Genomic DNA, 23,122 nt, shown 5'->3' with positions numbered 1-23,122 from the left:
CGGTGCGCCGTTCCGGGTGAACTGGTCGTAGAGGCACTAACCGATGGGCGAGGGGTACGCATGACCGACACCGGCCAGGTCCCGGGCGAGGGGCTGCCGGAGAGCGCAGGCACGGTGGATCAGCCGGGCGTCTCCGCGCCCGGTGCGTACGCCTACCTCTCCGAGAGCCCCGCCGAGGACGAAGACCTGCTGCTGCCGGGCTCCCACGGGGCCTGGGGCAACGAGGTGGCACCGCCCGCGCCCGAGCCGGTCGTCGAGACCGTGCACAAGCCCGGCCCGCACGAGCTGTCCGGCCGCGACAGCGGCTCGGTCGACCTCAACGGGGTATGGCTCCCGGGCCCCGCGCCGCAGCGCACGGCGCCCACCCGGCCCATCCCGCCGATCACGCCCCGCCGCCCCCTGCACCTCGGCCCGCCCATCCCGGACACCTCCGCGAGCCCGGTCCGCTCCCTCGCCGACCGTGGCCCCGCGGACGCGCCGGTCCGGCAGGCGGGCCCGTCGGCCACCGGCCCCGAGTACCCCGACGCCCCGCAACCGGCCGCCACGCCGTGGCCCGACCAGGTCCAGGTGGCCGCCGGGGCGGCCCCCGCGGAAACGGTTGTTCCGGTGGCGGCCCCGCAGGCCGGCCCGGCGGACGCCGCCCAGGCCGCCGTGGCCCGCCTCGCGACGGAGGCGGTCACCGCGACGGGCAGCCATGTGCTGCCGCCGCAGGTCCAGGAGGCGCAGGTCCAGGAAGCGCAGGTCCAGGCGCAGGGGGAGGAGCCGCAGCAGCAGGCGGCGATGCCGGAGGCGGTGGCGGTGGCGGTGCCGGTGGCGGTGGCGTACGGCGAGGCAGCCGGGGCCGAGGCGCAGGTGCCGGCGCAGGCTTCGGCCGAGGGGCCGGGGCAGGTGCCGAGCGAGGTACCGGTCGCCGTGGAGCCGGAGGCGCCGGCGGCTGCCGAGCCCGTCGTCGCGGAGACGCCGGCGCCGGACGCGGCTGCCGAGACGGCGCCTGCCGACGGTGTCGTGGACGCCCCCGGAGACGGTGTCGTGGACACTCCCGGCGCCGGCGAGTCGGCGCAGGCCGATGTCCCTGAGCACGCGGTGACGGATGCGCCGCAGGCCGCCGAAGCTCCCCTCGTCGAGCAGGGGCCGGTGGATGAGCCGGCTGCGGAAGAGACCGCGGTGGCGGAGGCTCCCGCGGTGGACGCGCCGGTCGTGGACGCGCCGGCCGTGGACGCGCCCGCCGCGGAGGAGTCCGCGCCGGAGGAGGCCGCGGCGGGAGAGGCCGAGCCTGACCGGACGGGCGAGGACGCTGCCGCGCCGACGGCTGAGCCGGTCGCCGCGCAGGACCAGCCCGTCGACGCCGCGCAGCCCGCCGCTCCGGCGACGGAAGCAGCGCAGGCCGCCGCTGCGATCGTCGAGCCCGAGCCGGCCCCCGAACCCGAGCAGCTTCCGGCCGACGCGACGCCTGCTGCCGAGCCGGTCGCTGCCGAGGTGCCCCAGGCCGTCGAGCCGGTGGCGCCCGAGGGCGTCGAGCCGGTCGCCGCCCAGGCCGAGGCCGCGCAGGCTCCCGAGCCGCAGGCCCCCGAGGCGCCCCAGCTCTCCGAACTCCCCGCGGAAGCGCCGACGCCCGAGCCGGCCGCCGCCGAGGCACCGCAGGCCGATGAGCAGCCCGTGGCCGAAGCCCAGGCGATCGACGCGCCCGGGGAACAGGGTGCCGACGTGCTCCCGGCGGACGTTCCCCCGGCACCCGAGGCCCCCGTCGCACCGCAGGCCGAGGTGCCCACTGCCGTCCCGGAGGCCCAGCCCGCTGCCCCGGCTCAGGACGCGTCGGAAACCCTCACACCGGAGGCACCCCAGCCTGCCGCCGAGGCTCCGCAGGCTCCGGAGGCCGCTGCCGCGGAGGCCGCGCAGGCTGCTCAGCCCGCCGCCCCCGAGGCCCCCCAGCCTGCTGAGCCCGTCGCTGCCGGACCGGCCCTCGTCGAAGCCGGCCAGGCCACGGAGCCCGCCCCCGCGGAGGCGCACCAGCCCGTCGCCGTCGAACCGACCCCCGCCCAGCCCATGCCCGCCGACGCACCGCTGCCCGCCGACGCGACCGCCCCGGCCGCCGAGCCGGGCCCGGCCGCGCCCGCGCAGCCCACCGATGCCCCGGCCGCCGACCCGGGTACCCCCCAGGTCGTCGCCCCGCAGGACGCGTCCGCCACCGCACACCCCCCGGTGACCGCCGCCGCAGCCCAGGAGACCCCCGTGCCGACCCCGGACGAAGCGGCACAGCCCGCGCACGACGGCACCCAGCCCGCCGCGACCACAGAGCCCGCACCCGCCCCGGCCGCCCAGGCGGACACCGCGCCCGCCGCCCCGGCCCCCGCCGCCCAGCCCGCCCAGGGCCCGCAGGTGGCGCAGGGCCCCCAGGACGCCCCGCAGCCGCCGATGGCCGTCGCCGCCCCCGGGTCCCTGGAGACCGCCGCCCCGGAGACCGCAGCCCCCGCGGCCGTCGCCCCGGACGCCGCGCAGGCCGCCCCCGCCCCCGCCGCAGTCCCGGCCCCCGCCGAGGCGCAGCCCGCGCCCGCCGGCGCCGCCCCCCTGCCCGCTCCCGTTCCCGTGGCGGCGCAGGCCGAGCAGCCGCTCGGGCAGTTCGTGCCGGTCGAGGGTCAGGTGCCGACCACTCCGCATCTCGCCCCGACGCCGCCGCACCCCCTCACCCTGCCCGCTGAGGAGCCGCTCCCCGCTGCCGAGGCGCACCCCGTCGCCCCGGTCCCGGCCCCCCGTGAGGCCGAGTCCGAGGCCGACGCCGGTGTCGTCCAGCACGCGGAGGATCTGCAGACGAGGGCCGCGGACCAGGAGGACCAGGAACAGGCGCCGCAGTCGTCCGGCCCCGCCGCCCCCGGCTACGACGAGGCCGAGCGCGAGGCCGTGCTGAAGGTGATGCGCGAGCGCCGCGACATCCGCAACGGCTTCCGCAGCGACCCGATCCCGCACGAGGTCCTGCTGCGTGTCCTGGAGGCGGCGCACCACGCGCCGTCGGTCGGCCACTCCCAGCCGTGGGACTTCGTCGTCATCCGCTCCGCCGACACCCGCCGCGCGATGCACGAGCTGGCGACGCGACAGCGCGAGGCGTACGCCAAGTCGCTGCCGAAGGGCCGGGCCAAGCAGTTCAAGGAACTGAAGATCGAGGCGATCCTCGACACCCCGGTGAACATCGTCGTCACCGCCGACCCGACCCGCGGCGGCCGCCACACCCTCGGCCGCCACACGCAGCCGCAGATGGCGCCGTACTCCGCCGCCCTCGCGGTGGAGAACCTGTGGCTCGCCGCCCGCGCCGAGGGCCTCGGCGTCGGCTGGGTCAGCTTCTTCGACGAGCGGGAGATGGTCCGCGCGCTCGGCCTGCCCGAGCACCTGGAGGTCATCGCCTACCTGTGCGTCGGGTACGTCGACGAGTTCCCGGACGAGCCGGAGCTGATGCAGGCCGGCTGGTCCAAGCGCCGCCCGCTGTCCTGGGTCGTGCACGAGGAGACGTACGGCCGCCGTGCGCTGCCCGGTGAGGAGCCGCACGACCTGCTCGCCGAGACGGTCGCGCAGATCCGCCCGCTGGACGCCAAGGCGCTCGGCGAGGCCTGGGAGCGGCAGAAGCGCATGACCAAGCCGGCCGGCGCGCTCGGCATGCTGGAGATCATCTCCGCGCAGCTGTCCGGTCTGTCCCGGCAGTGCCCGCCGCCGATCCCTGAGCCCGCGGCCGTCGCGATCTTCGCCGGCGACCACGGGGTGCACGCCCAGGGCGTCACGCCCTGGCCGCAGGAGGTCACCGGGCAGATGGTGGCCAACTTCCTGGGCGGCGGCGCGGTCTGCAACGCCTTCGCCAGCCAGGTCGGCGCCGAGGTGTGCGTCGTGGACGTCGGCGTGGTGGCGGACCTGCCCGCCACCCCCGGCCTGCTGCCGCGCAAGATCCGCGGCGGCACCTCCGACATGACCACCGGCCCCGCGATGACCCGCGAGGAGGCCAAGAAGGCCATCGAGGTCGGCATCGAGACCGCTCGCGACCTGGTGGCGGCCGGCAACAAGGCGCTGCTCACCGGCGAGATGGGCATCGCCAACACCACCGCCTCCGCCGCGCTGATCTCCGTCTTCACCGGCGCCGACCCGGCCGAGGTCACCGGCCGCGGCACCGGCATCAACGACGAGACGCTGGCCCGCAAGACCGAGGTGGTCCGCCGCGCCCTGGAACTGCACCAGCCGGATCCGGCCGACCCGATCGGCGTCCTCGCGGCCGTCGGCGGCTTCGAGCACGCGGCCATGGTCGGCCTGCTGCTGGGCGGCGCCTCCCTGCGGACGCCGGTGATCCTCGACGGCGTCAGCGCGGGCGCCGCGGCGCTCGTCGCCCGGGCCATCGCGCCCGAGGTGCTCGCCGCCTGCATCGCCGGCCACCGCAGCGCCGAGCCCGGCCATGTGGCCGCGCTCAACAAGCTGGGCCTGCGCCCCCTGGTCGACCTCGACCTGCGCCTCGGTGAGGGCACCGGCGCGCTGCTCGCCCTGCCGCTGGTGCAGTCCACGGCCCGGGCGATGCACGAGGTGGCGACGTTCGACTCGGCCGGCGTCACCGAGAAGTAGGCGCCCGGCGAGGGGTGGTCCGGCGTTCACCTGCCGGACCACCCCTGCCACCCGCCCCGCCCACCGCCTAAAATCCGCACGTCAGGGCCGCTCCGGAGCCGCAGCGCGCCCCACCGCACCGCTGCACGAGGAGCCGTCCCTCATGGCCGAACACCCCGCCTACCCCGTAGGCCTCCGCCTCACCGGCCGCCGCGTGGTCGTCCTCGGCGGCGGCCAGGTCGCCCAGCGCCGCCTGCCCGCCCTCATCGCGGCCGGCGCGGACGTCCACCTCGTATCCCCGCAGGCGACCCCGTCGGTGGAGGCCATGGCCGACGCCGGCGAGATCACCTGGCACCGGCGCGCCTACCAGGACGGTGACCTCGCCGAGGCCTGGTACGCCCTGATCGCCACCAGCGACGCCGACGCCAACTCCGCCGCCTCCGCCGAGGCCGAGCGCCACCGCGTGTGGTGCGTGCGCTCCGACGACGCCGACGCGGCGACCGCCTGGACCCCGGCCACCGGTCACAGCGAGGGCGTCACCGTCGCCGTACTGACCACGAACGCCCGCGGCCGCGACCCGCGCCACACCGCCGCCATCCGCGACGCGGTCGTCGAGGGCCTGCGCGACGGCACCCTGGTCGCCCCCCACCACCGCACCCGCCACGCCGGTGTCGCCCTGGTCGGCGGCGGTCCCGGCGACCCGGACCTGATCACCGTGCGCGGCCGCCGCCTGCTCGCCGAGGCCGACGTCGTCATCGCCGACCGGCTCGGCCCGCGCGACCTGCTCGCCGAACTCCCGCCGCACGTCGAGGTGATCGACGCGGCGAAGATCCCCTACGGCCGGTACATGGCCCAGGAGGCCATCAACAACGCGCTGATCGAGCACGCCAAGCAGGGCAAGGCGGTGGTCCGGCTCAAGGGCGGCGACCCGTACGTCTTCGGCCGCGGCATGGAGGAACTGCAGGCGCTCGCCGAGGAGGGCATCCCCTGCACGGTCGTGCCCGGCATCTCCAGCTCGATCTCCGTCCCGGGCGCGGCGGGCATCCCGGTCACCCACCGGGGTGTCGCCCACGAGTTCACCGTCGTCAGCGGCCATGTCGCCCCTGACGACGAGCGCTCGCTGGTCGACTGGCCGTCGCTGGCCAAGCTGACCGGCACGCTCGTCGTCCTCATGGGCGTCGACAAGATCGGCAGGATCGCCGAGACGCTCGTCGCCCACGGCAAGTCCCCGGACACCCCCGTCGCCCTCGTCCAGGAGGGCACCACGTCCGCGCAGCGCCGCGTCGACGCCACCCTCGCGACGGTCGCGGAGACCGTCCGCGCCGAGGACGTGAAGCCCCCGGCGGTCATCGTCATCGGCGAGGTCGTGAAGGTCGGCCCGACGCCGTAACCCGGGGCAGCCTCCCTCACCGCGCCATTGGCTCCGCACGCACGACAAGCACGCACGACGAGCACGAACGACAACCACGCACGACAACCACGCACGACAAGGCAATATCTCCCCGTGGCCGAACTCATCACCATCGACGACCCCGACGACCCGCGCCTGAGCGACTACACCGGCCTGACCGACGTGGAGCTGCGCCGCAGGCGTGAGCCGGCCGAGGGCCTGTTCATCGCCGAGGGCGAGAAGGTCATCCGGCGGGCCGGGGAAGCCGGCTACGCGATGCGCTCGATGCTGCTGTCGGCCAAGTGGATCGACACCATGCGTGACGTCATCGACGAGTCGACGGCACCCGTCTACACGATCGACCCGGAGCTCGCCGAACGGGTCACCGGCTACCACGTCCACCGCGGCGCCCTCGCGTCCATGCAGCGCAAGCCGCTGCCCACGGCGGGCGAGCTCCTGGCGGGCGCCCGCCGGGTCGCGGTCATGGAGTCCGTCAACGACCACACCAACATCGGCGCGATCTTCCGCTCGGCCGCCGCCCTCGGCATGGACGCGGTGCTGCTGTCCCCGGACTGCGCCGACCCGCTCTACCGGCGCAGCGTGAAGGTGTCGATGGGCGCGGTCTTCTCCGTGCCGTACGCCCGGCTGGAGACGTGGCCGAGGGGGCTCGACTCGGTCCGCGAGGCCGGCTTCACGCTGCTCGCCCTCACGCCGGACGCGAAGGCCAGGACGCTCGACGAGTGCGCCCCGCACACCATGGACCGGGTCGCGCTCATGCTCGGCGCGGAGGGCGACGGCCTCTCCCGGCAGGCCCTGGTCGCCGCCGACGAATGGGTCCGCATCCCGATGTCCCACGGCGTGGACTCCCTCAACGTGGGCGCGGCGGCCGCGGTCGCCTTCTACGCGGTGGCGACGGGCCGCCCGTAGCCCTGAGGCAGGTACCCGCCCGTAGCCCTGAGGCAGGTCGCGCCGTGCGGGACCGGGGCGTCCTCCTGGCCCGCCCGCGCTCCGAGGCCGGGGCGGCTCTCAGCCCCGCAGCGCTGTGAGGCCGGAGTGCTCCCCCGGTCCTGCCGAGGTGTGAGGCCGGGGGCGCGCTCTCAGTCCCGCCACGCTCCCAGGCGGGCGGGGCTCTCGACGCCGCTTCCTCCGTGGCGGGCGTGGCTCTCGCCCCCGCTTCCTCCGTGGGGCGCGCGCTCTCAGTCCCGCCGCAGGGTGGACTCGTACCGCTGCGACATCAGCCCGTCCGCATCCAGGGACGTGACGTCCGGCCGCGCGCTCTGCTGCTGCGTCTGCCGTACGCCGCTGTCGCCGCCGAGCCCCCGGGCCGGGCCCTCGCAGCCCTGGACCAGGGCGATACCGAGCGCCACCAGCAGCGTCACCACCACGAACACGGTCAGCCGCTGGCGCAGCAGCCGTGGATTGGCCGGCCGCAGCCGCGTCCCCGTGGTGCGCGGCGCCGGACGCCCGGAGCCGTTGCGCGGCGCGGGCCGGCTGCCGCTGCCCGGCCGCCGGCCCTCGCGCGAGGCCGGCGTCGGCCGGCCGGCGGACCGGGAACCGGAGCCGCCCCGCGATACGGGCCCCCCGCCGCGCGAGGCCGCGCCACCGCCCCGGGACGGCATGTCGCCGCGTGAGGGCGTCCCGCCCCGGGCCGCGCCGGCCCGCGACCCAGCGCTCCCGCGCGGCGGCGGGGTCCCCGGGTTGCCCGTGGAGCCCTGCGGCCGTCGCTGGGTGTGCTCCGGGTACAGCGTGTCGGCCAGCCGCCCCGTGGGCCGGTCCGCCTCGGCGGATCGCGGCGCGGGCGGACGCACGTCGGCCAGGCCCTGCGCCTCGCGGGCCGCGATCTCCTTCAGCCGCAGGGACAGCTCCAGCGTGCTGGGCCGCTCCTCGGGGTCCTTCGCCAGGCAGGTGCGCACCAGCGGCGCGAGCGCGTCCGGTACGCCGTGCAGCTGCGGTTCCTCGTGCACCACCCGGTACAGCATCACCTCGGAACTGCCGTGCCCGAACGGCGAGTCACCGGTGCACGCGTACGCGAGGGTCGCCCCCAGCGAGAACACGTCCGTGGCCGGAGTGACCGTCGCGCCGCGCACCTGTTCCGGCGCCAGGAAGCCGGGCGAGCCGACGGCCGTGCCGACGTGCGTCAGCGTGGAGGCGCCGGTGGCCCAGGCGATGCCGAAGTCGATGATCCGCGGGCCCTTGGGGGAGAGCAGGATGTTGGACGGCTTCAGGTCCCGGTGGACCACGCCGGCCTCGTGCACGGCGACCAGCCCCTCCGACAGGGCGGCGCCGACCGCGGCGACGTCGGCCGCGATCAGCGGCCCCTCGTCGGCGACCTTGTCGTGCAGCGACGGCCCGGGCACGTACTGCGTCGCGAACCACGGCCGGTCCGCCTCCAGGTCGGCGGCGACCAGCCGGGCCGTACAGCCGCCCCGGATGCGCCGCGCCGCCGAGACCTCGCGCGCGAACCGCGACCGGAACTCCTGGTCCTCCGCGAGATCGGGACGGATCACCTTCAGCGCGACCCGCTGCCCCTTCTTGTCGGAGCCCAGGTAGACCACGCCCATACCGCCCGCGCCGAGCCGTCGGTGAAGCCTGAACGAGCCGACGACGCGCGGGTCCTCGCGCCTCAGGCGCATCATCGCCATGTTCATCCCCGCTGCCCGGTCCGTGTGACGTGGCACAGCTTACGTTTCCACGGCCGCTTGCGCGCAGAGGCCGCGCCCTCTCGTGCCGATGCGTTACCGGTCGCGGGCACGGCACTTGAGGCCGGGTCAGAAGCGGTACGGACGACCTGTTTGCGAACAGCGACCGATCCCAACCGCCCCTCGCATCCCGGAAGTTGATCTTGAAATGGGCGACCGCCCCTGGTCGGCTCCCGCGGAGGGGAGCACCTATCGACCGCGCGGGACGCGGACGGAACCGCCGGGCCGCCGGGCTGCGACGGCCGTATGCCCCAGAGCGGACGAAGTGATCGAAGTCACCCGGCCGGACCCCCGGGGAGGGGCTGAAAAGCCGGGACGAACCCGACAGGCGCAGGCGCCCCCTCCGGGAAGACCCCGAGACCTGGGGCCTCGTCTCCACCCAGGGGAGTAGTCCCCGGGGCGCGGCTCATCCTCCGGGAGGCCCGGCAATCGATACGAAGGCATGACGTCCCCGGCCCGCCGCCCGCCTAGATTTGAGGTCAAGCGGCGGGTGCAGCACTCGTCCCCCGAGGTCACGACACTCGCCGCTGCCAGGACTGCCCAACACGGTCGGGAGAGGGACCATGGCCCACACGGCACCGCGGACATTGCTCCGCACGCAGGGACGCCTCACGCGCCCCCGCCGCACGGGCCGCCGCCACCCCCTGGTGGCGACGCTGATGGCCCTTCCCCTGGCGGCCCTGCTCCTGCTCGTCTTCGACGGCTGGGAGACGGTGGCCACACAGGCGTCGTCCGTGGGTGTGATGCTGGGGCGCTGAGCGGCGACCCCAGGCCCGGAAGAGCGGTCCGGGCGGGGACATCCATCCATGAAACCCCGTGGGGACGGGGGTGCGGCGGACGGCAAAAAATGCCGGCGCAGCTGGGGAGCTGCGCCGGCATTGCTTTTCCCTGCGCGCGAACCACCTTCGGCAGGGGCGAATCCCGGCCGGTGACCACACCGCCCGCCCCAGGCCGGCGTCGACCGGTCACCCGTCACCCGCGTAGCCCGCGACCCGCCGTACCCTCACCCTCATGCCCAGCGCCCTCCTCGCCGATCTCACCCGCAAGGCCGGACAATGGGCACACCCCGCCGGCACGCCCTGCTCGGGCTGCGTGGAGAGCACGCTCGCCGACCGCTCCGACGCGACCGTCGTCCGTCACGCCGGCACGGTCGCCAAGGCGCACGCGCCGCACACCGACCCGGCCGCTCTCGCCCCCCGCCTCGCCATCGCCGCCCGGCTTCCCGACGTCCTGCTGCCCCCGCTGACCGAGACGCCGCTCACCCTGCACGGGCGCCCGGTGACCCACTGGCCGTACGGCGCCCCCGTGGACCCGGACGACCCGGACGCCGCCCCGTGGGAGGCCGCCGCCACCCTCCTCGCCCAGCTGCACCGCAGCCCCGCCCCTCCGGGCCTGCCCGAGATGCGCGGCCCGGCCAAGGCGGCGGACGCGGTCACCCGCCTGCGCGCCACCCTGAAAGCCACCCCCACCCAAGGCGACACCCACATCCCCGGCCCGCTCGCAGAAGCCCTCAGCCCCGCGCTCGCTGAAGCCACCGGCACGCGCACCCCCCTCGCCGAAGCCACCAGCCCCCCGCTCGCCGAAGCCACCGCCCACATCCCCACCCCCGCCGCCGAAGCCACCGGCACGCCCACCCCCCTCGCCGCAGCCACCCCCGTCCTGCGGGCCTGGGCCGTCCTGCCTGGCTGGGCCCGGGCCGAGGCGCCGATGCCCGGCCCCCTCGCCGTCTGCCACGGCGATCTGCATCTCGGTCAGCTCGTGCGGCATCCCGCCCCGGCCGGCGCCTGGCGGCTCATCGACGTCGACGATCTCGGCGTCGGCGTACCCGCCTGGGACCTGGCACGCCCGGCCGCCTGGTACGCCTGCGGGCTGCTCCCACCCGAGGAGTTCTCCCGCTTCCTGGACGCCTACCGCGCCGCCGGCGGCCCCGCGGTCCCCTCGAGCGGCGACCCGTGGCCGGCCCTGGACGTGCCGACGCGCGCCCTGACCGTGCAGACCGCCGCCCGGGCGCTCGTCAAGGCCGACGCGGCCGGCCGCCCGCTGGACGAGGTGGAGCAGGCCGTCGTGGACGCCTGCGCCCGCATGGTCACCGCCCCGGAGCAGACGGCGTCGCAGGTCACACCGTAGGGTGCAACCGACCGCGGCCGGACGGAGTCTGTCCTGGCGATACGCGAAGCAGGACCGAACGGCGAGGAGTTGAGGCGACCATGCAGTGTCCCAAGTGTCATGCGCCCATGCACACGTACAACCGCAACGGCGTGCAGATCGAGCAGTGCAGCGGCTGCCGGGGGATCTTCCTCGACTACGGCGAGCTGGAGGCGCTGACCCGCCTGGAGTCGCAGTGGTCCCAGCCGGCCCCGCCCCCGCCCGCCCCGCAGGCCTACCCGGCCCCGCCGGCGCCCGCCTGGGGCGCCCCGCAGCACGGCGGCCACCACGGCGGTCACTACGGCCACGGCGGTCACCACCGCCACAAGAGCTTCGGCCACATGCTCTTCTCCAGCTGAGAGCAGGCGGCCGAGAGCAGGCCGAGCGCCGCGGCACGAAGAAGCCCCCGGTCGCAGGACCGGGGGCTTCGGTGTGTGGACGATACTGGGATTGAACCAGTGACCTCTTCCGTGTCAGGGAAGCGCTCTCCCGCTGAGCTAATCGTCCGGGATCAGTGACCACCGGGTCACCGACAGTGCGCGATACTGGGATTGAACCAGTGACCTCTTCCGTGTCAGGGAAGCGCTCTCCCGCTGAGCTAATCGCGCGGGGCGGGATCTTCGAGAAGATCCGGGATCCGAAGATCCAGTGGACGATACTGGGATTGAACCAGTGACCTCTTCCGTGTCAGGGAAGCGCTCTCCCGCTGAGCTAATCGTCCTTGGAGGTGGAGACGGGATTTGAACCCGTGTAGACGGCTTTGCAGGCCGTTGCCTCGCCTCTCGGCCACTCCACCAGGAGTGTAGGGGATCCGGGAAGATCCCTACGTCCTTCGAGCGGACGACGAGGCTCGAACTCGCGACCTCAACCTTGGCAAGGTTGCGCTCTACCAACTGAGCTACGTCCGCCTGTCGTTTCGGTCCGCTTCCGCGTCCCGGCGACGTGTTGAACTCTAGCGGATTCCTGGGCCAGCACAAAAACACGTTTGCGCAGCGTGCTGCGCCGCATCCCCGCGACGACCTGGCCGGGACCGCTCACGCCCCTGCCCGGGGGTACCGGGCGGACACGCCCGGGCCACCCCGCGGACACCCGCCATAGACTCGACTGCGTGCTCGAACTCCCCCCGCTCGCCCGGTTCGGCGACCGCCTCGCCACCGGCCTGACCGACGTCACCGACGACCCCGCGGCGCTGGACTCCTCCGGCTTCTGGGCCGTCGCCGCGGACTTCGAGGGCCGGCTGACCTGCGCCCGCTTCTCGGACGTCCGTCACGCGCCGGTGCCCGCGCCCGTCCCGGGAGCCTGGCACGGCCCCGCCGCCGGCGACTGGACGTCCTCCCTCGACCGCGCCGCGTACACCGCGGGCGTGCGGAGGATCCGCGAGTACATCGCGGCCGGCGAGGTGTACCAGGCCAACCTCTGCCGGGTCCTGTCCGCGCCCGTCCCTCCGGACGCCGACGTGGACGCCCTCACGGCCCTGCTGGCCCGCGGCAACCCGGCGCCGTATGCAGGAACGATTCGACTGCCGGCGCACGGTGTGGAGATCGCCACCGCCTCGCCGGAGCTGTTCCTGCGCCGCCACGCGCGCGTGGTGGAGTCCGGGCCGATCAAGGGCACCGGCCGGACCGAGGCCGACCTGCTGGCGAAGGACTACGCCGAGAACGTGATGATCGTGGACCTCGTCCGCAACGACATCGGGCGGGTGTGCGTCACCGGCAGCGTCACCGTCCCCGACCTGTGCGCCGTCGAGAAGCACCCCGGCCTCGTCCACCTCGTCTCCACCGTGCGCGGCGAGCTGCGCGACGGAACCGGCTGGACCGAGCTGCTCGCCGCCGCCTTCCCGCCCGGCTCCGTCACCGGCGCCCCCAAGTCCAGCGCCCTGCGGATCATCGACGAGCTGGAGACGGCGCCCCGCGGCCCGTACTGCGGCGGCATCGGCTGGGTCGACGCCGACCGGGGCGCCGGCGAGCTGGCCGTCGGCATCCGCACCTTCTGGATCGACCGCGCCGACGGCACGCTGCGCTTCGGCACCGGCGCCGGGATCACCTGGGGTTCCGACCCGGAGGGGGAGTGGCGGGAGACCGAGCTGAAGGCGTCCCGGCTGCTCGCGGTAGCGTCGGGGGCGTACGAGGTGAGTGAAGAGGGACCGACGACGTACTACGGCGGCCCGGGGGACGCCCTCCGGACCGTCGGCGGCAGCGAGGTCCCCGGCCCGAAGTTGCGAGGTAGCGACCAGTGAAGATCTGGCTGGACGGCGCGCTGCAGGACGTCGAGTCCGCCCGCGTCTCCGTCTTCGACCACGGGCTGACCGTGGGCGACGGCATCTTCGAGACGGTGAAGGCGGTGGACGGCACGCCGTTCGCCCTGACCCGCCATCTCGACCGGATGACCCGCTCCGCGCGCGGCCTCGGCCTGCCCGACCCCGACCACGACGAGGTCCGCCGCGCCTGTACGGCCGTCCTGGCGGCCAATCCGATGCCGCTCGGCCGGCTGCGCATCACCTACACCGGCGGCCACGGCCCCCTCGGCTCGGACCGCGGTGAGCACGGCCCGACCCTGGTCGTCGCCCTGGGCGAGACCACGCGCCGCCCGGACTCCACGGCCGTCGTCACCGTCCCCTGGACCCGCAACGAGCGCGGCGCCCTCACCGGCCTGAAGACGACCTCCTACGCCGAGAACGTCGTCGCCCTCGCCCGCGCCCACGAACAGGGCGCCTCGGAGGCGCTGTTCGCCAACACCGTCGGACAGCTGTGCGAGGGCACCGGGTCGAACGTCTTCGTCGTGCTCGACGGCCAGATCCACACCCCGCCGGTCGCCTCCGGGTGCCTAGCCGGCATCACCCGGCAGCTGGTGGTCGAGTGGAGCGGCGCGAAGGAGACCGACCTGCCGCTCGACGTGCTCCAGCGCGCCGACGAGGTCTTCCTGACGTCCACGCTGCGCGACGTGCAGGCCGTGCACCGGATCGACGAGCGCGAACTGCCCGGCGCCCCCGGCCCGGTGACCGCCAAGGCCATGCGGGTCTTCCAGGAACGCGCCGGGGACGACCTCGACCCGTAGCCCGCGATATTCGGCTGACGCGGGGGCGTGCGGCGGGTAGAACACCGGTGATGACCACGACCCTGCGGCCGACCGAGCCGCTTCAGCGAAATGCCGACGGTACGCGGTCGCGCCGCTACCAGGTGTGCGTCAACGGCCGTCCCGCAGGGGCGATACACCTCGGCACCCACCCCGTGTTCGGCGACGCCGTGGCCCAGGTCCTCGACCTGCGCATCGAGGAACCCGACCGCCGGCGCGGCCGCGCCACCGTGGCCGCGCTCGCCGCCGAAGAGGTCGTACGCGGCTGGGGCTGCCGGCGGATCGAGGCGACCGTCCCGGCCGCCGACGGCGCCGCGTTCCGCCTCGCCACCACGCTCGGGTACGTGGTGCGCAACCGGAACATGACCAAGCCGCTCGGCGACACCCCTCCCCGGCTGCCCGAGGGCAGCGCCGGGCGGCCCATGACGGACGAGGAGTTCGGCTCCTGGCTGGCCCGGGCCAAGGAGAGCTACGCCCGCGACTGGGTCGAGCGCGGGGTGCCGGAGGCCGAGGCCCGGGCCAAGTCGGAGCGGGACCACGCCACCCTGCTGCCCGACGGCCGGTCCACTCCCGGCATGCTCTTCAGCGTCCTCGAACACGAGGGCACGCCGGTCGGCACGCTCTGGCTGGCCCTGCGCGAGGACGGCGCCTACGTCTTCGACGTCGAGGCCGACGCCGCGCACCGTGGCCGCGGCCACGGGCGCTCCCTGATGCTGCTGGCCGAGACGCAGGCCCTCACGGCGGGGCAGCGGATCATCGGCCTCAACGTCTTCGCGGGCAACACGCCCGCCGAACGGCTCTACGAGTCCCTCGGCTACGAGACGACGCTGTACTCCGTCTACAAACAGCTGGTGTAGCCGTACCCGAGGGGCAGTTGCCGGCGCTGTCCGAGCCGCCGCGTCTCGGGGGAGGGGCCGGGGCCGTCAGCTCTCCCGGCCGGACGCCAGCAGCCGGTCGGCGATCTCCTCGACGCGCTCGCGCAGGCCCTGCTGGCTCTTGCCGCCGTCGAGACGCTCGCCGCCGATGACGTACGTCGGGGTGCCCGTCACCCCGATCGCCTTGCCCTCGGCCTGGTCGGCGTCCACGATCAGGATGTGCCGGCCGTCGATCAGAGCGGTGTCGAACTCCTCGGCGTCCAGGCCGAGTTCGCCGGCCACCTCGACGAGGAACGGCTCTCCCTTCCGGTCCAGCTCCGCCACCCGGCCGAGCACCGCCTCCACGTACGGCCACCCCTGCCCCTGCACCGCGGCCTCCTCGGCGGCCTGCGCCGCGGCGAAGGAGTGGTGGTGCTTCTCCAGCGGGAAGTGCCGCAGCCGCACCTCCAGCCGCTCGCCGTAGCGGGCACGCAGGGCGCGCACGTCGTCGAGGGCGGTGCGGCAGTCGGGGCACTGCAACTCGCACCACACGTCGAGGACGACCGGGGCGGCGGGGGACGCGGGAGTGGTGGCCGCGGAGGAGGACTCGCTCATGCGCCCAGTCTCCCAGTCCGGCCCGCCGCACCCCAATCCGGACCGCGCCCGCCACACCCCAACCCGGACTGCGCCCGCCGCCCGCTACGTCCCTGAGGGTGCGGCGAGAGGCCATGTCACCGGGCCCTGGGGAGGAGGAACATCTGCTCCCAGGGGTGGAGAGAACCCGGAGGACCGGGAGGAGGCGACCCGGACATCTCCCTGATGTCGGGGCCCAGGCATGGCCCGCGGGGGATCGGGCGGTGCAGGATGGAAGGGACGAACCGACCGTGCGTCTGCCCGACCGAGCCCGCTGGAGGACCGGATGATTGCCGAGACCGTCTGCTCAGCCGTCGCCGCGGCGGGCCTGGGCATCGCGGTGGTCACCGCCTACCGCAAGCGCTACCTCGCCGCCGCCCGTATCGCGGCGTACGCCCTGGTGCCGCTCGGCCTGGTCATGACCGGGGTCGTCCAGTGGGCGGCCCACACCGCCTTCAGCCCCACGGCCTGGGCCGGAGTCGTGGTCCTGGGCGGCGCATGGGGCCTCTTCATGACGACCCGCGCCGTCGAACGCCGCCGCGGCGGCACCCGCGCCGAGCGCAAGGCGGCCCGCGCAGCCCAGCCCGACGCGGTGGCCCCGACCGCCTCCGCGGCCTCCCTCGGCCCCGGCACCCGGCCGGCGACCCGGTCCGCGACCGCACCCAAGGCGAAGGCGGCCGACGACTTCTCCGACATCGAGGCCATCCTCAAGAAGCACGGCATATGACGGACGCCCGCGAGCCGAAACGACACAGGGGGTCCGCGCACGCCCCGAAGTGATCACTTAATGATCACGGTTCGCGCAGGTCATCGCGGATTCCAGCGAACACCCGGACATTGGTGCGTGTTGATCGCCGGGGGTGGCCCGGCTGCGTCATCATCACCGCGAGATGCTGGACACGACGCAGCTGGACACGACACAGAGCGAGGCCGCGCCGCCGCAGGAAGAGCCGCGCGGCTGCCTCTTCGCCCTTTCCCAGCCACCGCTGATGATCTTCCTTGCGGTGATCGGGTGTCTGCTGCTCATGGCTTCGTTGCACGACCTGCTGTTGCTGTGAGCCCTACCCGTGGAGCCCGGCGCCACCCGCCGGGCCCCACGACCACCGAGCCGCCCATCGTGCGCCGGTCGCAGCGGCGTGCCGTCCGTGGGTCAGCCTGCTGCTTCCTTGCGGCGCGCCCGGTAGGCGGCCACATGCAGACGGTTGCCACAGGTGCGGCTGTCGCAGTACCGGCGCGAGCGGTTGCGGGACAGATCGACGAAGGCGCGCCGGCAGTCCGGCGCCTCGCACCGCCTGAGCCGCTCCTGCTCACCGGCCACCACGAAGAACGCCAGCGCCATCCCGCAGTCGGCCGCCAGGTGATCGGCGACCGACGCACCGGGGGCGAAGTAGTGCACATGCCAGTCGTAGCCGTCGTGGTCCGTCAGGCGCGGGGTGGTCCCGGCCGCCGCCACCAGGTCGTTGATCAGGACGGCCGCGCTGCGGGGGTCCGGCGCGGCGAAGATGCCGGCGAACCGTCCGCGGACCTTCCGCACGGCCGAGAGATCGAACTCCGACAGCACCCCCACATCGCTGATCTCGTGCTTTCGCACGAACTCCGCGAGCGCGCCGACATCCGGCAGCCCGTCCGGTGACGCGTCGTCCTCCGGCGCGGTGTTCACCAGGTCCACCACAGCGTCGAGGGCGCACCGGGTGTCGTGGGTGATCAGCACGTTTCGCTCCCTGGCCTGGGGGTCGGGCGGGCGCCCGCCGATGCTGGCCGATGGTAATGGCTCCCGACGACTGCGCACCGGTGCGCTCGGGCCCCGGATGCCGGTAGAACGCGACGGGGCACACGAGGGTTCCCGAGCGAACGCGCAGAGTGAGGGCAGGGGCCGTGAGGGGAGGAGTGGTCAGGGCAGGGGGCATGCGGGAGAGCGGTGGGAGCGGAGAGTCGGAGAGCGGTGGGAGCGGAGAGCCAGGGGGAGGCGGAGCGCGGTCGAAACGGGGCGGGGCCCCGGACGCGGGCACGCCGACGCCGTCCGGCAGCGAACTGCTCGGACGACGTCGGCGCATGCCCTATGCGGTTGTCCTGGCCCGAGCCGTCTCCCCGAGTGGACGACGCCGGGCGGCTTGGTGAGGGCCGCGGCCTAGCTCTCCGCCAGGATGTGGGAGAGCTCTTTGTCGAGATCGAAGTGCCGGTGCTCCGTGCCGGGAGGCACGGCGGCGTCCGTCCGCTTCAGAAACGACTCCAGGGCCCGCGCCGGGGCCTCGAGCAGGGCTTCCCCCTCCGGCGAGCTCAGGGCGATGCAGACCACGCCCTGACCGTGACTGCGCGACGGCCAGACGCGGACGTCGCCGGTGCCGGTGGGTCGGTGAAGCCCCTCGGCGAGGAGGTCGCGGGCGAACACCCACTCGACGGTCTCCTCGGCTCCGGTGTGGAAGGTGGCGTGCACGGCGTAGGGGTCGGCCGTGTCGTACCGCAGGCCTGCGGGGACAGGCAGGGAGGACTCGCTCGACACAACGAGGCGCAGGTGCAGCTCGCAGCTGACCGTGGTGTTCATAAGCGCCAGGGCCTTTCGCTCAGTGTGCGCTCGGGGATTCGCACGTCGGCGAAATCGACATGCCACCTACGGTGCCGTTGTAAACCCCTCTGAGGGTTTTGCGTCTCTTTACGTAACTCTTCCGGCCGAGAGATCTTCGCGAACTACGGCCATTCCGGTGACTGGTTTCCTTCGGGTAAAGTTTCGCCGTATGAATACGGGGAGTGACGGGTCGCGCGAGGTGGCCGTGACGGCGGACGGCGAGAAGCCGGGCGAGGCGCAGACCGGCGACGACGAGCGGGGGCTCGGGTCCCGGGCGCCGGAATTCATCAAGTCCCGCCGGATGCTCCATCTGAGCTGGCAGGTGGGCGTCTTCGTGGTCGGCCTCGCGGTCGTGGCGGGCGGCATCGTCATGCTGCCGCTTCCGGGGCCGGGCTGGGTCGTGATCTTCGGTGGCATGGCGATCTGGGCGACGGAGTTCGTCTGGGCGCAGCTGGTGCTCCGCTGGACGAAACGGAAGGTCACCGAGGCGGCCCACAGGGCGCTCGACCCCAAGGTGCGGCGGCGCAACATCATTCTCACGAGTGTGGGACTGGTCATCGTGGCGGCGCTCGTCGGCTTCTACGTGTGGAAGTTCGGGTTCGTCATGCCGTGGAAGATCAAGGATCAGTGACGCGTGCCGGGGCGCGGGCGGCCCGGGGCGTCCGTCCGTCCGGCCCCGGGTGGTCACAGGCACCCGCTGACATGGGGTAATGTTCTCCCTGCGCCCGGGCGATTAGCTCAGTGGGAGAGCGCTTCGTTCACACCGAAGAGGTCACTGGTTCGAACCCAGTATCGCCCACCCGGAAAACACCGGCCCGCCTGCGACAACGCAGGCGGGCCGGTGTCGTTCGGTGCGCGGAAATCGTCGTGGCGATGCCGCGGGCCTGCGGCCGGCCGGTGGTGTGCCGCTTCGGCGGGGCTTGTGGGGCGACTCCGGTGCCCTCGGGACGGTGTCGGGCGTCCCTGGAAGGCATCCCCGGCAGCGGGGTGGCGGGGGATGGGCGCAGGGCCTGCGCCGGGACCCGACGGCTCCGTCCGGCCCAGCTGCGCTTCGGTGGCCAGGCATGCCTGGGCCCCCTTCCATCGCCGCTCACACCGCCCGCCCGGTGCCGACCGCCGAGCAGCCACCCGCACCCGATCCCCCGCAGCCTGCCGCAGGGTGCCCCCTGGCCCTGGGCCCGCCCGCAGGCACGCGATCCCGCGCCGCCTGTCGGCAGACCCGCCCCAGGCCCCCGGCCCCCAGAACGGCCACCAGTCGCCCCCCCATGGCCACGCTGGGGTTGGCCGAGACCACCGGCCGCGCTGGGCCAAAGGATCAACCAGTCCATCGCACTGTTCGAGAAGACGTACCCGAAGATCAAGGTGAAGACCGGCTTCCAGGACTATGTGTCTTTCTGGGAGAAGTTCCAGACGCAGGCCGCGGGCGGAAATCCCCCGGACGTTTTCCAGAACTCCGTCGCATTTCTTAGAAGTACGACAAGCGCGGAGTCCTCCTCGACCTCAAGTCCCGGATCGATGAAGGCAATCTGAGGCTCAGTGACTTCCGAGACGGCGTCACATCCGTGGGAGAGGTGGACGGTAAGCAACTCGCCATACCCGTCGGCACCAACACCATGGCGCTGGTCATCGACAAGAAGCTCTTCCGGAAGGCCGGAGTCGAGCCGAAGCAGGGCTGGACCTGGGACGAGTACTTCAAGGCCCTGAAGACCATTCACGACAGGAGCAGGACAAGCCGAAGTCCTCCGTGACCGCCGGCCACGGCGCCTCGGAATTCACCTGGGACAACTTCACCGTCCGCTACACGGCCGAGGGCGACAGCGAGTACGGCCTCACCCCCATCCTCACCACGGACGGCAAGCAGACCGGGCAGTACCTGGCCTCCCTGATTCCGCTGCTTCAACGCGAGCAAGGCCGAGCAGGCGGCGCGCTACGGCTCCCACTTCGGCTCGCTGATCCTCTTCCAGGGCCACTCCCGTCTGGACGCCGCTACCAGGAGTCCGCGCCCTGGAGGACGGAGCGGCTGACCGGCCCGGCGACGCTGGTCGAGGGCAGCGAGGCGAGCTGGGTGTCCAGCAACGACACCGCGCTGTACGGCCTCGCCGCCATCGAGAACCTGGCGCTGCTGGGCGACAGGATGCCGTATCCGTCGGCTAGTTCATCCGCCCCAGCGCCTCCCGCACCCGCCGTACGTCCCGCAGGCGCCGTTCGTACGTCGCGCCGACGGCGAGCAGCAGGACTCCGGCCAGTGCGGGAGGCACCCAGCGGGGGAGGGCGTCGGCGACCTGCACCAGATAGGGGGCCAGCTCGTGCAGCGCGTCCAGCACGAGCACTCCGCCGCCCAGCAGCAGCGGCGCCCGCAGCCGGTGCCGGGCGCCCACCAGGGTGACCAGCAGCGCCGCCGCGCCCAGCAGCCACGGGCGGGTGGCGTGCGCGTCCGTCCAGGCGGCCGCGAGGCTCGGCGCCAGCGTCACCGCGAGACCCGGCCCGTACGCCGTCCACGACGACGCCCGCGGATCCCGGCGCCGGCGCAGCACGCCCAGTGCGAGCGCCGGGACGGACACCGGCAGCGTGTACGCCTCCGGTGCCGTGACGTCCCAGGCCGCGAGGCGCACCCAGGCGGCCAGCGCGAACAGGGCGGTGGCCGCGTAGGCGGCGGGACGGCGGTCGGCGCGCACCGCCGTCCCGGCGGCGATCACCGCGCACAGCGACAGCACCAGCGCGAGCATCCCGGGATCGGTGACGGTCAGTCCGATCGCCAGGAGACCGGCGACCACGCCCGTCGCCTCGACCGCCACGGTCGTCATCGCCTCGGCAATCCGCGCCGCGAGCAGCGCCGCCACGGCCGGGACCACCAGCACGAGCAGCGCGGTGTGCGACGGCGCCCAGTCCGCCGCCGCCCCCACCGCGCAGGCCAGCGCGGCGCCGTACCCGAGCGCGGCCGGGGCCGTGACCGGGGCGAGGCCCGGCCGCCGGGAGGCCGCCGCGAAGAGCGCCGTCAGGGCGGTGAGCGCCCCGAGGGTCACGGACCGCGCCGGCAGCGCGAGGAACGCCAGCGAGACCGAGGTGAGCAGGGCGAGCACCAGCGCGGGCAGCGCCTCGACGCGCCCGGTCGTCCGGCTCCGCGCCGCCCCCGCGAGCAGACCGGCCGTCGCCAGCGCCGCCACGAGCAGCGCCGCAGGGTACGGCGCGGCCAGCGCCACCGGTACGACCATGAGCGCGGCCCACCCGAGCACCAGCGCGCCCGTCAGCGCGCGGGGCCGCCAGGCCACATCGCGGACGGCGAGCGCGAGGACCGCGGCGACGGCGGCCAGGACCAGCGGGGCCGTCTGCAACTGCGGCAGCCACGGCTCACCGGCCGTCACGGCCTCCCGGGCCCCGCCCGGCGCCCCCGACCAGACACGGGTCACCGAGGTGACCGGCCCCAGCAGCGTGAGCGCGAGCAGCGGCAGCGCCCACACCACCGCAAGACCCTGCACGGTGGCGGAGGCGACGGCGAGACCGCGCCGCACCTGCTCCGGCAGCCGATCCGCCCGGCCCGCCGCCAGCAGCCCCAGCCCGACGGCGAGATGGACCGGAACCGTCCAGGTGACCGGCAGCGCCGGGCGGGCCGTGCCGCCGAGCGCGGTGACCGTGAGCAGACCGGCCGCGACGGACAACCCCACGGCCTGTCCCTCGGCACGTTCGTGCCGGGCCGCCGCCAGCGCGACGGCGGCCGCGAACAGCAGAAGTCCCGCCGCCCGGGCACCGGCGCCCGGCCCGCCGGCCGTCCACGACAGCCCGGCCGCGCCCAGCGCGCCGCACGCCCCCGTGCCGTACGCGCCGGCCATGGCGGCGATCCGCACCGCCTTGGCCGGAGCGCGCAGCGCCACCACGGTGTCGCACGCGGCCGTCGCCAGCAGCGCGGCGGTCGCCCCGAAACGCCCGGCGTCGGCCGCCGCCGCCCACAGCAGCAGCGGCAGCTGGGCCGCGGCCAGCGCCGCCGGAAGCGGCAGCCGCAGCGCGGCCGTACGCGGCAGCAGTCCGTAGCCCGTCCACACGGCGGCCAGCACCGCCGACGCACCGGCCGCGTACGCCGTGCCGTCCGCCGCGGTGAGGGCGGTCTCGTGCAGCGCGTACGCGTCGAGCACCGTCAGCGCCAGCGCGAGTCCGGCGACCGCCTCGGCCGTCGAGCGCAGGCCGCGCCCCAGCAGTGGCAGCGGGGCGGCCAGGGCGGCCACCGTGACCGCGCCCAGCGCCAGAGAGCGGCCGGTGATCCCCAGGTGTCCCCAGCTGACCACCGTGAAGGCGATCGCTGCGATGGTGAGCAGCAGGCCGCCGAGGAGCAGCAGCACGTTCTGCACGCGCGGGGCGGTGGCCTCCGGGCGGGGCTGCGCGGGCGTGGGAGCGGGCGGCACCGGTCCCGGCGGCAGCGAGGGCAGACGGGCGACCAGCCAGGCGCGGCGGGCCAGCAACTGGGCCCGGCGGGCGTCCAGTTGCCACAGCTCGGCGTCGAGGAGCCGCAGCTCCTCGGCCGGTGGCGGAACGTGTGTCATGGTTCGGAGTGTGGGCCGTGTCATGCCGTACGGCATGAGCGCACGTACTCAGAACCTACTCATGTCCCGGTCAGCGGCCCTGGAGCGGGCAGACTCGGCCCATGGACTGGACGCACTACCGCTTCCTCAGCGAATGGCCGCTGCCCGCCCCGCCGGCCACCGTCTACCGCGCCCTGGAGCGGGTCGAGGACTACCCCCGCTGGTGGCCCCAGGTGCGCACGGTGACCCGGCTCGACGACGCGACGGGCGTGATCACGATCCGCTCCCTGCTGCCGTACGCGATGACCTTCACCGCGCGCGTGGTGCGCCGCGACCCGGCTGCGGGGGTCCTCGAGAGCGGGCTGTCCGGCGACGTCGACGGCTGGGCGCGCTGGACCGTCACCGGCACCGGGCCCGGCAGCCTCGCCCGCTACGAGCAGGTCGTCGACGTGAACAAGCCGCTGCTGCGGCGGCTGGCCGTGCCCGGACGGCCGCTCTTCCGCGCCAACCACCGGCTGATGATGCGCGCCGGGCGGCGCGGACTCGTGGACCATCTCGGAGCGGTTTGAAGGAAGCCCGCCGGCACCTGTATTGTTCAGTGCGTTCCCGGGCGATTAGCTCAGTGGGAGAGCGCTTCGTTCACACCGAAGAGGTCACTGGTTCGAACCCAGTATCGCCCACCGGGAGGA

18 protein-coding genes, 7 tRNA genes and 2 pseudogenes are annotated in these 23,122 nt (G+C 74.4%); 17 read left to right on the top strand and 10 right to left on the bottom strand.

Features of this window, described 5'->3' with window-relative positions:
- Nucleotides 1–60 precede the first annotated feature (60 nt).
- The 3 genes from cobT (at nucleotide 61) to AC0B9F_RS26845 (ending at nucleotide 6,883) form a co-directional block, all read left to right on the top strand.
- Nucleotides 61–4,587, top strand: a complete 4,527-nt coding sequence (cobT, locus tag AC0B9F_RS26855) for a nicotinate-nucleotide--dimethylbenzimidazole phosphoribosyltransferase (protein WP_472006887.1) — start codon at nucleotides 61–63, stop codon at nucleotides 4,585–4,587.
- Nucleotides 4,588–4,729: 142 nt separating this feature from the next.
- Nucleotides 4,730–5,956, top strand: a complete 1,227-nt coding sequence (cobA, locus tag AC0B9F_RS26850) for a uroporphyrinogen-III C-methyltransferase (protein ID WP_472006885.1) — start codon at nucleotides 4,730–4,732, stop codon at nucleotides 5,954–5,956.
- A 114-nt stretch (nucleotides 5,957–6,070) separates the two neighbouring features.
- Nucleotides 6,071–6,883, top strand: coding sequence for a TrmH family RNA methyltransferase (locus AC0B9F_RS26845; RefSeq protein WP_472006883.1), 813 nt, complete (start codon nucleotides 6,071–6,073; stop codon nucleotides 6,881–6,883).
- Nucleotides 6,884–7,152: 269 nt separating this feature from the next.
- On the opposite strand, the gene AC0B9F_RS26840 is transcribed toward AC0B9F_RS26845, so the two are convergent.
- Nucleotides 7,153–8,604 carry a serine/threonine-protein kinase gene (locus AC0B9F_RS26840; RefSeq protein WP_472007284.1) on the bottom strand — a complete coding sequence of 484 codons (1,452 nt, stop codon included), beginning with the start codon at nucleotides 8,602–8,604 and terminating at the stop codon, nucleotides 7,153–7,155.
- Between the two features lie 614 nt (nucleotides 8,605–9,218).
- Between AC0B9F_RS26840 and AC0B9F_RS26835 the strand changes: the two genes are divergently transcribed.
- The 3 genes from AC0B9F_RS26835 to AC0B9F_RS26825 all read left to right on the top strand — a co-directional run bounded on the left by AC0B9F_RS26835 (nucleotide 9,219) and on the right by AC0B9F_RS26825 (nucleotide 11,159).
- On the top strand, nucleotides 9,219–9,413 hold the full coding sequence (locus AC0B9F_RS26835) for a hypothetical protein (protein WP_361625205.1): 195 nt from the start codon (nucleotides 9,219–9,221) through the stop codon (nucleotides 9,411–9,413).
- Nucleotides 9,414–9,666: 253 nt separating this feature from the next.
- Complete coding sequence (locus AC0B9F_RS26830; RefSeq protein ID WP_472006882.1) at nucleotides 9,667–10,782, top strand: phosphotransferase; 1,116 nt, start codon at nucleotides 9,667–9,669, stop codon at nucleotides 10,780–10,782.
- Between the two features lie 80 nt (nucleotides 10,783–10,862).
- On the top strand, nucleotides 10,863–11,159 hold the full coding sequence (locus AC0B9F_RS26825) for a TFIIB-type zinc ribbon-containing protein (RefSeq protein WP_472006880.1): 297 nt from the start codon (nucleotides 10,863–10,865) through the stop codon (nucleotides 11,157–11,159).
- Between the two features lie 76 nt (nucleotides 11,160–11,235).
- On the opposite strand, the gene AC0B9F_RS26820 is transcribed toward AC0B9F_RS26825, so the two are convergent.
- From AC0B9F_RS26820 to AC0B9F_RS26800, 5 genes are all read right to left on the bottom strand, one after another.
- Nucleotides 11,236–11,307, bottom strand: a tRNA-Val gene (locus AC0B9F_RS26820).
- A gap of 29 nt (nucleotides 11,308–11,336) precedes the next feature.
- A tRNA-Val gene (locus AC0B9F_RS26815) sits at nucleotides 11,337–11,408 on the bottom strand.
- 41 nt (nucleotides 11,409–11,449) lie between these two features.
- A tRNA-Val gene (locus AC0B9F_RS26810) sits at nucleotides 11,450–11,521 on the bottom strand.
- Nucleotide 11,522: 1 nt separating this feature from the next.
- Nucleotides 11,523–11,596: transfer RNA gene (locus AC0B9F_RS26805), tRNA-Cys, on the bottom strand.
- Between the two features lie 39 nt (nucleotides 11,597–11,635).
- A tRNA-Gly gene (locus AC0B9F_RS26800) sits at nucleotides 11,636–11,708 on the bottom strand.
- 200 nt (nucleotides 11,709–11,908) lie between these two features.
- On the opposite strand from AC0B9F_RS26800, the gene AC0B9F_RS26795 reads away from it, so the two are divergent.
- From AC0B9F_RS26795 to AC0B9F_RS26785, 3 genes are read left to right on the top strand one after another with little or no spacing between them, the layout of a single operon-like run.
- A complete protein-coding gene (locus AC0B9F_RS26795) occupies nucleotides 11,909–13,036 on the top strand; it encodes a chorismate-binding protein (RefSeq protein ID WP_472006878.1) in 1,128 nt (375 codons plus the stop codon).
- Nucleotides 13,033–13,854 carry an aminotransferase class IV gene (locus tag AC0B9F_RS26790; RefSeq protein ID WP_472006876.1) on the top strand — a complete coding sequence of 274 codons (822 nt, stop codon included), beginning with the start codon at nucleotides 13,033–13,035 and terminating at the stop codon, nucleotides 13,852–13,854. Before AC0B9F_RS26795 ends, AC0B9F_RS26790 begins: the two co-directional genes overlap by 4 nt.
- A gap of 50 nt (nucleotides 13,855–13,904) precedes the next feature.
- Nucleotides 13,905–14,729: a GNAT family N-acetyltransferase gene (locus AC0B9F_RS26785; protein WP_472006874.1), complete on the top strand. Its 825-nt coding sequence runs from the start codon at nucleotides 13,905–13,907 to the stop codon at nucleotides 14,727–14,729.
- Nucleotides 14,730–14,795: 66 nt separating this feature from the next.
- On the opposite strand, the gene AC0B9F_RS26780 is transcribed toward AC0B9F_RS26785, so the two are convergent.
- On the bottom strand, nucleotides 14,796–15,341 hold the full coding sequence (locus AC0B9F_RS26780; protein ID WP_472006873.1) for a DsbA family protein: 546 nt from the start codon (nucleotides 15,339–15,341) through the stop codon (nucleotides 14,796–14,798).
- A 304-nt stretch (nucleotides 15,342–15,645) separates the two neighbouring features.
- Between AC0B9F_RS26780 and AC0B9F_RS26775 the strand changes: the two genes are divergently transcribed.
- Both AC0B9F_RS26775 and AC0B9F_RS26770 read left to right on the top strand, forming a co-directional pair.
- The gene (locus tag AC0B9F_RS26775) at nucleotides 15,646–16,086 is read left to right on the top strand and encodes a hypothetical protein (RefSeq protein WP_472006871.1); all 441 of its coding nucleotides are present in this window, start codon (nucleotides 15,646–15,648) and stop codon (nucleotides 16,084–16,086) included.
- 163 nt (nucleotides 16,087–16,249) lie between these two features.
- On the top strand, nucleotides 16,250–16,417 hold the full coding sequence (locus tag AC0B9F_RS26770) for a hypothetical protein (RefSeq protein WP_361625181.1): 168 nt from the start codon (nucleotides 16,250–16,252) through the stop codon (nucleotides 16,415–16,417).
- Nucleotides 16,418–16,509: 92 nt separating this feature from the next.
- On the opposite strand, the gene AC0B9F_RS26765 is transcribed toward AC0B9F_RS26770, so the two are convergent.
- Both AC0B9F_RS26765 and AC0B9F_RS26760 read right to left on the bottom strand, forming a co-directional pair.
- The gene (locus tag AC0B9F_RS26765) at nucleotides 16,510–17,070 is read right to left on the bottom strand and encodes a CGNR zinc finger domain-containing protein (RefSeq protein WP_472006869.1); all 561 of its coding nucleotides are present in this window, start codon (nucleotides 17,068–17,070) and stop codon (nucleotides 16,510–16,512) included.
- Nucleotides 17,071–17,487: 417 nt separating this feature from the next.
- A complete protein-coding gene (locus AC0B9F_RS26760) occupies nucleotides 17,488–17,901 on the bottom strand; it encodes an SsgA family sporulation/cell division regulator (protein WP_030011909.1) in 414 nt (137 codons plus the stop codon).
- Between the two features lie 190 nt (nucleotides 17,902–18,091).
- Between AC0B9F_RS26760 and AC0B9F_RS26755 the strand changes: the two genes are divergently transcribed.
- The 4 genes and pseudogenes from AC0B9F_RS26755 to AC0B9F_RS26740 all read left to right on the top strand — a co-directional run.
- Entirely contained in the window at nucleotides 18,092–18,553 is a 462-nt protein-coding gene (locus AC0B9F_RS26755) for a TIGR02611 family protein (RefSeq protein WP_472006866.1), read from the top strand.
- A gap of 96 nt (nucleotides 18,554–18,649) precedes the next feature.
- Nucleotides 18,650–18,721, top strand: a tRNA-Val gene (locus tag AC0B9F_RS26750).
- 503 nt (nucleotides 18,722–19,224) lie between these two features.
- Nucleotides 19,225–19,810 (top strand): annotated as a pseudogene (locus AC0B9F_RS26745) (ABC transporter substrate-binding protein); the annotation flags it as partial.
- Nucleotide 19,811: 1 nt separating this feature from the next.
- Nucleotides 19,812–20,062 (top strand): annotated as a pseudogene (locus AC0B9F_RS26740) (exo-rhamnogalacturonan lyase family protein); the annotation flags it as partial.
- A 10-nt stretch (nucleotides 20,063–20,072) separates the two neighbouring features.
- Here the strand turns inward: AC0B9F_RS26740 and AC0B9F_RS26735 are convergent.
- Nucleotides 20,073–22,454, bottom strand: a complete 2,382-nt coding sequence (locus AC0B9F_RS26735; RefSeq protein ID WP_472006864.1) for an SCO7613 C-terminal domain-containing membrane protein — start codon at nucleotides 22,452–22,454, stop codon at nucleotides 20,073–20,075.
- Nucleotides 22,455–22,555: 101 nt separating this feature from the next.
- Here AC0B9F_RS26735 and AC0B9F_RS26730 point away from each other — a divergent pair, with 101 nt between their 5' ends.
- Together AC0B9F_RS26730 and AC0B9F_RS26725 are read left to right on the top strand one after the other, a co-directional pair.
- Nucleotides 22,556–23,002 (top strand): SRPBCC family protein, encoded by a 447-nt coding sequence (locus AC0B9F_RS26730; protein WP_472006862.1) that lies wholly within the window; start codon nucleotides 22,556–22,558, stop codon nucleotides 23,000–23,002.
- 39 nt (nucleotides 23,003–23,041) lie between these two features.
- Nucleotides 23,042–23,113: transfer RNA gene (locus AC0B9F_RS26725), tRNA-Val, on the top strand.
- Nucleotides 23,114–23,122: the final 9 nt, after the last annotated feature.

Source organism: Streptomyces sp. NPDC097129 (genome assembly GCF_055668065.1).
Note: the sequence above shows the minus strand (reverse complement) of the source record. Positions and strands in the feature narration are given on the sequence as shown.